At 48.2% G+C, this 12,639-nt stretch carries 12 protein-coding genes; 7 read left to right on the forward strand and 5 right to left on the reverse strand.

Going from position 1 to position 12,639, the window contains the following annotated elements:
- The first annotated feature begins 29 nt into the window (after positions 1-29).
- From BLS62_RS28010 to BLS62_RS28020, 4 genes are all read left to right on the forward strand, one after another.
- Positions 30-878 (forward strand): IS5 family transposase, encoded by an 849-nt coding sequence (locus tag BLS62_RS28010; protein ID WP_244283680.1) that lies wholly within the window; start codon positions 30-32, stop codon positions 876-878.
- A complete protein-coding gene (locus BLS62_RS32385; RefSeq protein ID WP_244283681.1) occupies positions 865-1,005 on the forward strand; it encodes a hypothetical protein in 141 nt (46 codons plus the stop codon). Before BLS62_RS28010 ends, BLS62_RS32385 begins: the two co-directional genes overlap by 14 nt.
- Positions 1,006-1,206: 201 nt before the next feature.
- Positions 1,207-3,171 carry a methylaspartate mutase subunit E gene (locus BLS62_RS28015; RefSeq protein WP_093190205.1) on the forward strand — a complete coding sequence of 655 codons (1,965 nt, stop codon included), beginning with the start codon at positions 1,207-1,209 and terminating at the stop codon, positions 3,169-3,171.
- 381 nt (positions 3,172-3,552) lie between these two features.
- Positions 3,553-4,545 (forward strand): IS5 family transposase, encoded by a 993-nt coding sequence (locus tag BLS62_RS28020; protein ID WP_244283682.1) that lies wholly within the window; start codon positions 3,553-3,555, stop codon positions 4,543-4,545.
- A gap of 30 nt (positions 4,546-4,575) precedes the next feature.
- On the opposite strand, the gene BLS62_RS28025 is transcribed toward BLS62_RS28020, so the two are convergent.
- Positions 4,576-5,304 (reverse strand): hypothetical protein, encoded by a 729-nt coding sequence (locus tag BLS62_RS28025; RefSeq protein WP_093190211.1) that lies wholly within the window; start codon positions 5,302-5,304, stop codon positions 4,576-4,578.
- A gap of 584 nt (positions 5,305-5,888) precedes the next feature.
- On the opposite strand from BLS62_RS28025, the gene BLS62_RS28030 reads away from it, so the two are divergent.
- The 3 genes from BLS62_RS28030 (at position 5,889) to BLS62_RS28040 (ending at position 8,980) form a co-directional block, all read left to right on the forward strand.
- Positions 5,889-6,329: a toprim domain-containing protein gene (locus tag BLS62_RS28030; protein WP_093190213.1), complete on the forward strand. Its 441-nt coding sequence runs from the start codon at positions 5,889-5,891 to the stop codon at positions 6,327-6,329.
- Positions 6,330-6,552: 223 nt separating this feature from the next.
- Complete coding sequence (locus BLS62_RS28035; RefSeq protein WP_093175281.1) at positions 6,553-7,812, forward strand: IS256 family transposase; 1,260 nt, start codon at positions 6,553-6,555, stop codon at positions 7,810-7,812.
- 334 nt (positions 7,813-8,146) lie between these two features.
- Complete coding sequence (locus BLS62_RS28040; RefSeq protein ID WP_208991275.1) at positions 8,147-8,980, forward strand: DeoR/GlpR family DNA-binding transcription regulator; 834 nt, start codon at positions 8,147-8,149, stop codon at positions 8,978-8,980.
- Positions 8,981-9,369: 389 nt separating this feature from the next.
- Here the strand turns inward: BLS62_RS28040 and BLS62_RS31460 are convergent, their stop codons facing one another.
- From BLS62_RS31460 to BLS62_RS28055, 4 genes are all read right to left on the reverse strand, one after another.
- The gene (locus BLS62_RS31460) at positions 9,370-9,510 is read right to left on the reverse strand and encodes a hypothetical protein (RefSeq protein WP_200798640.1); all 141 of its coding nucleotides are present in this window, start codon (positions 9,508-9,510) and stop codon (positions 9,370-9,372) included.
- A 64-nt stretch (positions 9,511-9,574) separates the two neighbouring features.
- Positions 9,575-10,765, reverse strand: a complete 1,191-nt coding sequence (locus BLS62_RS28045; RefSeq protein WP_093190215.1) for an ABC transporter permease — start codon at positions 10,763-10,765, stop codon at positions 9,575-9,577.
- Positions 10,766-10,770: 5 nt separating this feature from the next.
- On the reverse strand, positions 10,771-11,910 hold the full coding sequence (locus BLS62_RS28050; protein ID WP_093190218.1) for an ABC transporter permease: 1,140 nt from the start codon (positions 11,908-11,910) through the stop codon (positions 10,771-10,773).
- Positions 11,907-12,605, reverse strand: a complete 699-nt coding sequence (locus tag BLS62_RS28055) for an ABC transporter ATP-binding protein (protein ID WP_093191680.1) — start codon at positions 12,603-12,605, stop codon at positions 11,907-11,909. The genes BLS62_RS28050 and BLS62_RS28055 overlap by 4 nt, the downstream gene beginning before the upstream one ends.
- Positions 12,606-12,639: the final 34 nt, after the last annotated feature.

The raw sequence follows: 12,639 nt of genomic DNA on the forward strand, positions 1-12,639 counted from the left end.
AGCACTTTTCATGGTCTCATCAGGTTCTAATGCCGCATAAGTACAACGCCTCACGACGCCACAAATTTGCGAAGCCCGGCTATGGTGTCACGAACTGGAGTGATTACAATGAGAGCCTGAGGCAGCGCGCAGATGTGAGTGTGTGGATCAGCCATGATGTTGCTCAAAGTTGGTCAGCAAGCAAAAGAGCAACGCGTGGTGGCCAGCCCCAATACTCTGCTCTGGCGATTGAAGTGTGCCTGACGGCCCGAGCGGTCTTTGGTCTGGCGCTACGCCAGACGCAAGGCTTCCTGCGCTCTGTGTTCAGGCTTATGAAGCGAGATCTTCCAGTACCTGATTTTTCAACCTTGTCTCGCAGAGCGGGAAACTTGCAGCTTTCAAACATGAAATCAAAGATTGGAAAAGAGCCCGTGCATCTGGTGGTTGACAGTACTAGCTTGAAGATATTTGGTGCAGGTGAATGGCAGGAAACCAAGCATGGAACTAGGATAAAGCGCAGATCCTGGCGCAAATTGCACCTTGGCCTGGACTTGAACACCGGCGAAATTTTGTGCTCTGAACTCACTGAAGAGAGTGTTGGCGACCCAACGACCTTGCCAGAATTGTTGGGCCAAGTTGAAGGCCCGGTTGCCAGGTTTCTTGGCGATGGTGCCTATGATGGCGAGCAAAACCGGAAAGAATTGGCTAACCGCTTTGAGGGCGTGGAGGTCATTATTCCGCCACCCAAAACCGCAGTTCCCAGCCCTCAAGCTGAGACCGCCCCCACTGCGCGTGACAAGGATATTCTCGCCATTCAAACGAATGGCGAGAATATCCTGGCAGAAGGAAACCGGGTATGGTCAACGGGCGCGAGGAGAAACCTTGATGGGCCGCTATAAGCAAGTGATCGGGGCCAGGCTCAAATCACGAGATTTTGAAAATCAGAAGACGGAGGCAAAAGTTGGCGTCGCCGTTCTCAACACAATGACTGCCCTCGGACGCCCCGCGTTCGAGCGTGTTTCTTAAACCCAAATTTACGGGTTTGGCAAGCCATGCGCTAATTCTGACCCATGCAACATGGTCCTTATAGATGATGCTCAACTGTCCAAACAAACGGGACCACCTCTCCTGGTTTATGCAACGCAGCCGCAATCAACGGGGATTCCTAAATGATAACACAACTTCATCCATTGACTATTAAATAGACATAACAATTTTAGGTGTACTATGAGTAAAGAAAACCAGTATAACATCTTGTTAGCAGGCATAGGTGGTGATGCGCATTCTGTAGGTCTTATTTTATTAAATCAAGCGATCTGCCTTGCGGGGTACAATGTATACTTCCTAGGTATTCAAAACGATATAAAAGAAGTAATTGCTAAAGCAAAAGGCATGGATGTTGTTATGATATCCTGTATGGATGGGCATGCTCATCACTATTTACGGGACTTTCCAAGACTAAGTAAAGAAGAGGAAATTATTTGGTACCTTGGTGGGAATCCTTCTGTCCTATCTATTGATCGAGCTAAACGTCTTTTTAAAGAAATAGGCTTTCAAAGAGTTTTTCTAAGTTTTGTGGATCTTGCACAGGTTATAAAATCGCTCAAAAAGGACCTTAATGAGAAGGTCCCTCGACAAGCATTGGCTGTTCCCTTGCAAGGCCTTAATAAAACAAAACATACAGAGTTATGTATCGACAGTCAGGTATCTGATATCGATCACGATTTCGAAAGAAACAACGTGCTGTTGCAATGGAAAACTGGCGCTGATGTTCGTTCGTTACGCAAGAATGCTGTTTTTCTTGCAGATTGCCCAAACCTCGCACGCCTGCAGATGCAAGCAAGCTTGAATGGTGAAGTGTTAATTCAGCCTAGAAGTGGTGTTGCAGAGGAGCAGAAGCAACTTGATATTTTTAAGAAATTGGAGGCAGCTGGTGCTCCTGTCCTTTCTTATCAAGTGGACTCGTTGACGCGTAACAACAATTATTCTGGTGCCGAGCAAGCAATTATTGAGAGCCGTTATACAGGAGTGTCTGCGCTAAATGGGTTTCCGGTGGTTAATCACGGAGCTGGCGCATTACAGAGGATTGCTCTCCAAGTCTCTACACCACTGCAGTGCAGACATAGTACAAGAGATCCTCGGCTGCTAGCAGAAATTTGCTTTGGAGGTGGAGTAACGGCCTTTGAAGGTGGAGCAATTTGTTACAATTTACCTTATTATAAGGACTACTCTGTCATTCACTCGATACAAGCTTGGAAATATGTTGATAGACTAGTCGGACGTTATTATGAAGATTTCGGTATTATTATAGATAGAGAATTTTTTGGTGTACTTACCGCGACACTTATTCCTCCATCGATTGCAATCGCTGTTGGGATCCTTGAGAGTGCTCTTGCGGCGAAGCAGGGTGTCAAAGCAGTATCGATCGGCTACGCAGAGCAGGGCAATAGAATACAAGATGTCGCTGCAATACAAGCAATTCCTCGGTTAACGAGACAGTTCTTTAGGCTAATAGAACTAGGAGAAATTCAAATATCAACGGTATTTCATCAATATATGGCAGCCTTTCCAGAGCAGAAAACTAAAGCAAGAGATCTTATTAGATCGTCTTCTACCACTGCATGCTTATCTAAAGCAACGCGTATGTTAATAAAGACTAGCGTCGAGGCGTTAAGAATTCCATATGTTGAAGAAAATGTAGAAAGCTTACAACTTGTCAGAGAAGGGATTGAGGTAAGCTCAGTCACTGCGTTGGACTGGGAAAAAGTTCTGTCTGAGATAAATCTTATTGAAGAAGAAACGATGGCAATCTTGAACTCTGTCCTAGAGTTAGGCAGAGGAGATGTCGCTCAAGGTTTGATTAAAGCTACTGAAGTTGGTGTAATCGATATTCCATTTTCTCCAAGCATTCATAACGCAGGTAAGGTGATAACAGCTCGTGACGTGACAGGCGCAGTCCGTTTTCTGAATACTGGCGCCTTGCCTTTTTCTAAGGATGTTTGTCAGTTCCACGCAGAATGCATGGCAGAACGCAGCAGGCGCAGCAAGATCCCCCTGCATAGAGGATATGAGATGGTAGAGCAGGACATTTGCAGTATACCTAAAGGCGCGCTTATGGAGTGGCCTATAAGTAAACAGTCTATCACAGAGTATGAGTGTAAGCGCTGTTTTGATTCCGCCTTACATTTTTGACTATATGAGCGAAGCTTCTAGCGATTAAAGCTGGAGGAATTATGTTAGTGCCTGTTGTGAAGAAGCTCCGTGTACAGAGATGGCTCAGGTTTTTTGGACAGGTAGTATAAGTGGATTTAGCTCCTGAAACTGGCATGATGCCACCAACAGGAGAACACCAAGGCACTAAATCGCTTTGCGATACTGGCGCTGTTTGTGAGCATTGCACTGGATATGAATTTATTGCACGGGGTTAGCATCGGGTGTGTGCTGTTGGTGCAGCAATTCTCATAATGAATATTGTCATCGCCGAAAGTGCCTTTGACACGGCGCTGATGGGGTTGATGGACACATGTTGCATAAATACGCTTCCGGCGTATATTCCGGCTGATATTTCCTTCAATGAAGATTCACTTCATGCCGTTTAAAGCCAATGCTGATCGCCGACATAAGTTTGCCAAAGCCAACTACAAAGTGACGAACTGGTCGAAGTATAATGAAAGCTTGCGTCGTCGCGGCGATGTCACGGTTTGGATTGAAGAGAGCGCTGCCAAGGCTTGGTTTGCACCCGAGAACCAACGACGTGGACGGCCCGCCAAGTTTTCAGAGCTTGCCATTGAAACCTGTTTGCAGATCCGGGTCGTATTCGGTCTTGCTTTGAGGCAGACTCAAGGGTTTGTGAGGTCTGTGTTCCATTTGATGGAGTTGGTTTTACCGGTTCCTGACTTTTCAACCCTGTCGCGCCGCGCAGATGGCTTGAAACTTTCAAAACCCAAACCGCGAACGAACTCTGAGCCAGTAGCGCTGGTAATCGATAGTACAGGCGTTAAGATCTTTGGTGCCGGAGAATGGCAGGAAACCAAGCATGGAACCAGGATAAAGCGCAGAACTTGGCGCAAAATTCACCTTGGCCTTGATCTAAATACCGGCGAAATCGTATGTTCTGAACTGACTGAGGATACGGTTGCCGATCCAGCCGTTGTGCCGGATCTGTTGGATCAGGTTGAGGGTCCGGTGGCAACGTTTTTAGGGGATGGCGCTTATGATGGCTTCACGACACGACAGGAAATAGCAAAGCGCTATGACGGTGTTGAGATCATCATTCCACCTCCCAAAACAGCTATCCCCGGCCCACAGGCTGCCACCGCCCCCACTGCTCGCGACCGGGATATTCTTGCCATTCAAAAGAACGGCAGGATGTCTTGGCAAAAGCAAACCGGATATGGTCGAAGGTCTCGAGGCGAAACCTTGATGGGCCGCTTTAAGCAGGTGATCGGGACCACGCTCAGGTCACGAAAGCTGAACAATCAGAGGACAGAGGCAAAACTTGGCGTCGCCGTCCTCAACACAATGACCGCCCTCGGACGCGCTGCGTTCAAGAAGGTTTCTGCATGATCAGATGCATGGGATTGGGCAAGCTGCAAGCTAATTTCGAATTGTGCAACAAGGCCCATCAGAAGGCACATCGAGAATTTCATATTCATCCGGATCAATGGTCTTACGATCCATCAACTCTGCAGGCACTTCTAAAATCTCTATTCTTTGAGCTGGAAAATAAGCATATTTCTGGTCTTCGAGCTTTCTGGACAACAGCAAATCGGTTGCATTTATTCGTTCAGGAAACGCACTCAAGTTATGAAAATACTGGCCCATATCATCGTCAAAGCGCGAGCGGAAGATTTTCCCATCTGTATCTTTGAGCACTTGGTTACGGACTAAATCATCAATATCTTTTTGCTCCAGATTTTTTGTAAAATGGCCTACAAACTCATGCAGTTTTTCAAAGCCTGGAAGCTTTTCATTTACACCCAGCATCCAATAGAACGCGGTTGAGTGAGGCAGGTCATCTGGATCTTGTTGATGCCTTTCCCAGCTAATCGCGTACATGTGCGCTCTATTGACGACGACCCATTTATTGTTGAGAGTTTTAAACGATAAGAATTGGCCTGGACTATCTGATGGTCTCCCTCGATCTTCGAACTCCATTTCCAAGAGGCCTGCTGTGCTTTGGCTGATCGGATAGACGACTTCAAAGTTTTTTGTTTTCAAGTGCAACGATCCGAAAAGGGTTTCCTGCTCCAACCCTCCAAGTTTCACGGCTCGCACGTCCAACATTCTTGCGTTTGAGTAAAGCGCATTTGGCGGCACTTCCAAGGCTCAGTGACCTTGGACGTTTCCCCAGATCCATCGGATCTGAGTGTTTTCCCACAGTCTATCATGTAGAGAGGATAGCCAGATTTCTGGCTTAATTCGGTCTGCCTGCCCTGCTCGCCTTTGCGAATATCTTTCAAAGGCATTCTGCACTCCCTGCAACGAGGAGCCCTTGCACATCCCATGCGCACATTACGCATTTCCTAAGCGGGTGCGCAGCACCCCTCTTGCGAGCTCAGGAAAACATGCCGAAGGCGTGTTTTGAGTAGCGAGCAGCAACAAAGCGTGTGATGGAAGGTGAGCGACAAGGAATTGCATAGCAAGACCGCCGTGCCGAAGCTGTAATCACACCCCGGTCCTCTCACGGTCTCCCCTACCCCACAAACTTATCACCTTTGAAATGAAACAGTTGCAGCCAACGCTCGCCCTCTTACAGAGCTGAGTGATTTTTCTTGCAGCTCGAAACTGGTCGAGTAGAATCGCATGGATTGAAACATAGATTGGAGTTGCCTCCTCCGCTCTAAGGACTTTCAAGAAACTCATTCTTCGAGCACGCGCAAAATCAACGATCACTCGCCTAGGGCATCATGAACTCAATCATCATTACCGAAAAACCTTCCCAAGCCCGCAATGTCCTGAAAGCGGTCGGCACTCGCTATGGAGAGGTCTTTGCAGCACAAGGTCACTTGCTGCGCCTTCAATCTCCTGATGAGGCCAATCCAGAATGGAAAGCCTGGTCAACGGCGTTGCTGCGGCCCCAAAGTGGCCGGTACTTGCTGGTTGCAGATAGATCCAATGGTAAGGGCGAGCGACTGGATAAGATCAAGCAGGCGTTAAAGTCTGCTGATCAGGTCATCATCGCAACTGACTGCGACCGTGAAGGTCAGGCAATCGGTGAGAACCTTCTGCATTTTTATGGGTTCAAAGGCCGCGTATTGCGGGCAATGTTTACGGCGGAAGATGAAAAGACGCTTCGCGAGGCATTTGTTGTCAATGCTGGATGTATTCTCCCCATTTGTGCTGCTTGAAAATTTCCCACTTTCGCAGCTTTGACTTTTGATTGAAGGGGCATGCCCCTTCAATCAAAAGCTGGCCAAACTCTCCCTCACGTTCCGGTTGGAAAAAGGGGTGCGGAGGGGTGGTCAATCTCGGGAAGAGAGCTAACGGTGAATCTTGGTGACGGAGTGAATTGCGGCGTATCATAGCAAGTGTTCGAAGCTTGCTTTTGACTCCAGAGGAGCTGATACGCCTATGACAGATGATAGTGTTATCCCGCTTGTGCAGCCAGGGGAATTTCAAGATGCGCTCACGGAAGTTTTGCGTTCGGGTGCACAGCAACTTTTGCGAGCGGCCATTGAGAGTGAAGTCATGAGCGTGCTTTCGCTTTACTCGGACTTAAAATTACCAGATGGCCGTCAGCGGGTGGTCCGGCATGGGCATTTGCCAGAGCGCCAGGTCCAAACTGGGGTTGGGCCTGTCACGGTCAGCAAACCTCGGATCCGGGATCGAGATGAGAATGCAGAAGAGAAAATTCATTACCATTCCAATCTGTTACCTAATTATCTGCGCCGTTCAACCAGTCTTGATGAATTGATCCCAGCGCTCTATTTGCGTGGGGTTTCCACCAATGATGTTCAGCAAGCTTTAAGTGCTTTGTTGGGTGTTGATGCTCCCAACCTTTCGCCGGATGTCATCCGCGGCCTTGTCAAAAGCTGGCGATCTTTATGGGAAGAGTGGAAAACTCGAGACCTGTCAGCGCGCAACTACGTTTATATGTGGGCAGATGGCATCTATCTGAAAGCCCGGGGAGAACGGGAAAGTCGCTGTATTCTGGTGTTGATCGGGGCAACACCGGAAGGCAAGAAAGAGCTGATTGGCTTTGATGATGGCTACCGGGAAGATACTCAGAGCTGGCGGGAACTATTGCTTGCTCTCAAAGCTCGTGGCCTGCAGATCGAACCGAAATTAGCAGTGGGAGATGGTGCTCTGGGTTTCTGGGCGGCATTGCGGGAAGTCTTTGGCACAACAAAAGCTCAACGCTGCTGGGTCCACAAGACAATGAACGTCCTAAGCAAAATGCCTAAATCCTTGCAGGCCAAAGCGAAAAAGGATCTACAGGATATCTGGATGGCGGAAAATCGTGCAGATGCAGAGACGGCTTTTGATCTTTTCATAGAGAAATTTGAGGTTAAATACCCCAAAGCCACGCAATGCCTTGCCAAGGATAGGATCGAACTGTTGGCTTTTTATGACTTTCCTGCTGAGCATTGGGGGCATATCAGAACCACCAATCCAATTGAATCAACCTTTGCAACTGTGCGCCATAGAACAAGGCAAACCAAGAATTGCCTCTCCCGGGATACTGCAATGCCAATGGTCTTCATGCTGATCAAGGCAGCGGAGAAGCGCTGGCAGAAATTGAGAGGCAAAAATCAATTGCCTAAGATAATACAGGGTGTCATCTTCACGAATGGCATCGAGAGTGATGCAAACCAAAATCACGCCGCGTGAAACCCATCACCAACTTTTGCGGTTAGCTCTTCTTCATGATGTCCTGTGCCATCAGCGGCTATCTGCTGGGCGTCAATCCATTCGATCAGAGCGGAGTTGATGAGTACAAAAGCGAGATGCTGCGAATTTTAAAAAGTAGAAGTTAGAGCTTCGATAGTGTTTGAGGAATAACTCATACGGGAAATAAACAAATGTTAGTAAATGGTGGAGGGCTTGGACTTTCACCATTTCTCGAAGTACTGTGCTCACAAATGTTCGAAATTGTAACTGAACGTATTCTCACGACAAAAACGAAATTGATGACCTGAGATCTCTCTCCGTAAGTCAAGGAAGAATGATGAAGCACAAAGACGATATGCAGTCAGGAGAAGAGGCGTTAGAGACCTATCAAATGTCCGACACAGAAGAATTTTCTACAAATCCTCGACAGGAAATGCTCGTAAACTTGGTCAATGAAAACCAGTATGCCAGTGTTGAGCAACTTGCTGCCGAATTGAGTGTGTCTACACAGACCATTCGGCGAGACATTCGAAAATTGTCGGAGCTGAAACTGCTGGCGCGCTATCATGGTGGGGTCGCGCGAAGATCTTCGGTTGTAAATGTTGATTACGAAGTTCGCCAAACAACCGGGCGCGAAGAGAAGGAGTCGATTGCTCAGACAGTGGTTGATCAGATTGAAGATAACAGCACTGTCTTTCTCTCAATTGGCTCCACTATCGACATTATTGCCAAGCAACTCCTTAAACGGAAGGGGCTTCGGGTCATCACCAATAGCCTTAATGTGGCACATTTGTTGTACACCAACAGCGATTTTGAGCTGTTGATACCGGGTGGGCGTGTCAGATCTAGAAGCAGTGGTGTTATTGGCCATACCGCTTTGGACTATGTGAGGCAGTTTCGCGTCGATTACCTGGTCATGAGCCTTGGTGCGATTGCTCCAGATGGCATGATGCTGGACTATGATTTTAATGAGGTCAGCATCGTCAAGGCGGTTATGGAAAGAGCACATGCCACCTTCGTGGCTATGGAAGCAAAGAAATTTTCAACCAAAGCCGCTGTCGAAATCGGCCACATAAGCAATATCGATGTGCTCTTTACAGATGAAGACCCGCCATCAGAGCTGATGAAGATTATCCAAAGCCACAATGTGACTATCAAAATTTGCTAGAAAGTGATGGGAATTCGGTTTCAAACAGAGCCTCTGATGGCTAATTGTCCCCAACCGCACTCCCTCCTTTCTGCAGAAGGTGCATCCGGAGGGCCGTGTTGCACAAATCCGCTTCTGACGTATATTTTGGCTGATGTTTTCGTCAGTGAAGATGCTCTTTATGCCGTTTAAAGCCAATGCTGGGCGCCAAGTTTTCGAAGCTTGCCTTTCCTAAGGACGCAAGAGCGTCAGACAAGGGGTGAGAGAGCCATGTCGAGCGCCATAATCACATCACGCCGGTTTAACCGTGCTACAACTCTGTGTAGCAAAATCGACAAGAGAACCAAGAGCAGTGAAAGCGGCTTCAGCAAGGATTTCCTGCGAGAACTCCAATCCCGGTACAACGTCTTCTAAAGCAAGCAGAAACTGAACAAAGAGGATGGAGTCTGATCAAGGTCATTTGCCATATCAGTATCGAGCGTCAAATCATCGGTGTTCTCTCCGGAGACAGAAGCTAGAACTTTATTAATTTCTGTGAAAATTGTAGACATAATAAAATTCTCCAAGTTTACGCTGATATTAAATATTTCAATGATTTAGAGTAATTTTTTGATGTTAACCTGCGCCACGCATTGCTTTAACAATAGGCATACGCGCAGCTTTAAAGGCAGGAAACGCGCCCCCAAAAAAGCCAACAACGAGGGCAAGAGCGCCAGCTTGGCCGACGATGTACCATGTGACTTGCAGGTCAAAAGCGATCTGCCCGCCAGCGCCTTGTGTGGAGCTTTGATAGCCGTTGAATAGTAGGAAGGCTGTAATTCCACCAATACCCGCGCCAATCAGCGACAATAGAAGCGCCTCAACCCAAGTGCCCACGAATGCCGCGACACCGCTAAATCCAATGGCGCGCAAAGTGGCAATTTCCACGGCCCTATCAGAAACGGAGCTAAACATGGTATTTAAGGCCCCAGCTGTCGCACCTATGGCCATAACGATGGCAATAGGCCAACCAAACAGGCGGATCAGTTTTGCAACGCGCCGTGACTGGCCTGCAAAGTAAGCTTGTTCGGTAATTACGATGACGGGCTCTCCGAGAGCTTTCTCTAAAACCGCAGCCATTACTTGTGTGTCGGCATCTGCATCCAGCCCAATGCGTAGCGACTGCACTTCTCCTTCTTTCATGAACAGAGCTTGGGTTGCAGCAAGGTCAGCCCACATTTCGGATTCAAAGGCTGATCCGCCCGCCTCAAATTGACCAACCACTTTCCAGTTCACTGAACCGAACTCCACCGTCTGCCCAAGGTTCAGGCCCGCATACCGCCTAGCAATGTCAGCTCCTACAACGATCTCAGCAACACCGGGTTCGGCAAAGCGCCCAGAAACCAGCGTCACGTTTTTCCGTAAAGTTGTTCCAATCGCATCCATTCCGCGAAGACTGATGGTCTGCAAATCACCGCCATCAATGAGTGGGAGGTCAACAGGAACCACAAGCTCATTGGAGATCAGTGGCTGACCATTTTGAGAGGTAAGGCCAAGAATGCCTGCGGAAAGGCGATGGCGTATCTCCGAAGGAATTGAAGACCCTGTCTCATCGCGTGCCCCGCCAGCTAAAACGACGCCGACCTCCGAACTACCTGCACCCTCCAGAGTGGCTTCGAAGCCACGCGCCATTGCAAGAAAGCCGATAAGAACGATCACGACCATCGCAATAGAGAAGATCATTGAAGCTGATATCCAGATCCTTCTGCTAATGCTTTTAATGTTGGTGACAGCAATGAAAACTGATTGCGTTAACTTAGAAGCCATCTCGGTTACCTCGCTTTAAATGCTTGTACAATTGGCAAGCGCATTGCGTTGAGCGCCGGCAAAAGACCGCTAACAAGACCTAGGGCGACAATTAGCAGGCCTGCTGTAGTTGCAACAAAATTAGTAAAGACAAGGCCAATGGCGGGGTCCGCCAGTAAGCAAATTAACCAGCCAACAACCGACCCTAGAGTGCCTCCGATTGCAAAAACCAAAAGGCTTTCACTCAGGATAAGGGACATGATGCGTTTCCCTGACAGGCCGATAGTTTTCAGCACACCAATCTCGAAAGTTCTTTCACGCACCGCAAAAGCCATGGTGTTCACAACGATCAACAAGATCGTAACCAGAGCTGCACTAACCACCATGGTCACGACTGAGCGGATGTCTGCAATCTGCCGCATAAATGACTGCAAAAACTGCTTTTCCGCTTGCGTTCTGGTAGGGTTTGGCGAGTTTGCGAAAAGAGCGTCAATCTTTGGTGCTAAGGATTGTCCTTCAACACCATTCGAAGGCACCACGATATAATTGTTCACCGTATCAAGGCCTTGCTGCCTTGCAGAGTTAAAATAATCGTACTGCATAATGGCGAAATACGTATCGACGCTTGCGGTTTCTCCTTCAAAAATACCGGAAACATCAAAGCTCCAAGTACGATTGCCGTCCCGTTGCACATCTTTGAAGGCGGTGATTGAAACACGGTCGCCAACTGACCATCCCATGGACCGAGCCAGCATCTGGCCAACGAGTAGGTTTTGACGGTCTTGCGTCAGTGTTTCCATCATAGCTGGTGTAAGCGCAAGCTCAGTTCCAAACACACTGAAGGTCCGATCTGCATCCACGGCAGTTAGGACAGCAATATTGTTCTCAGTGTTAACAAAGCCCCGCATGCGCGCAGTAAAGGCGACATCCTCAACTCCATTCATCGCATCGAGATCTGCCAGATACCGGTAAGGCAAGCTTTGCCTTGCGCTCGTCTGATTGACGACGACAAGCCGGTTTTTTTCCGTTGAATTCCCATGGGCACCGACGAGAAATGATTGCAGAACCACATAAATCAAAAAAGCAATCGCAACTGAGATTATAAGGAGGATCGTTCGACCCGGCTTTCGCCAAGCGTTCCGGTAAGCAAGTCCAAAAAACGTCATGCCGCCACTCCCTTTTCCTGAAACTGCCCTTTATTCAGGTGCAAGGTACGGTCCGCATATCCGGTTGCCTCAGGGTCGTGCGTTACCATAACAATGGTCTTACCCAACTCCTTATTGAGGAAGCGGAGTATTTCCATAATCTCGGAGGCAGATTTGCGATCCAAGTCCCCTGTAGGTTCGTCACAGAGCAACAATTGAGGATCAGAAACCAAACCACGAGCGATACCAACCCGTTGTAGCTGCCCACCAGAAAGCTGAGATGGTAGGTGGTTCATACGCGTTTCAATGCCAACCAGCTGCATTGCGGTCTTGACCCGGTCGCGGCGAGATTTAGCGCTCAGCGGCTTAAGCAGCAAAGGAAGTTCAACATTTTGCGCAGCGGTGAGCATAGGCAGCAAATTGTAGAATTGGAAAATTATGCCAACATTGGCTGCACGCCAAGCAGTCAACGCACCTTCACTCATGCAATGCAACTGCGAGTTTCCGATTTGCAACTGTCCTTCATCCGGGCGATCGATCCCTCCCAGCATGTTGAGCATTGTTGATTTTCCCGAACCAGATGGCCCCATCACCGCGACGAATTCACCCTTCTCAATATCAAGGTTCAGTTCTTGAAAGATCCTGACTGATGACCCTCCAACCTTGTAGCCTTTGGAAATTCCGCGCATCGCAATGAAGGGCTGTATTTGCGTAATATTAGACATCGAATTCACCATTGTTATAGGAGTA

This window comes from Pseudovibrio sp. Tun.PSC04-5.I4, from assembly GCF_900104145.1.
Lineage (GTDB): Bacteria > Pseudomonadota > Alphaproteobacteria > Rhizobiales > Stappiaceae > Pseudovibrio.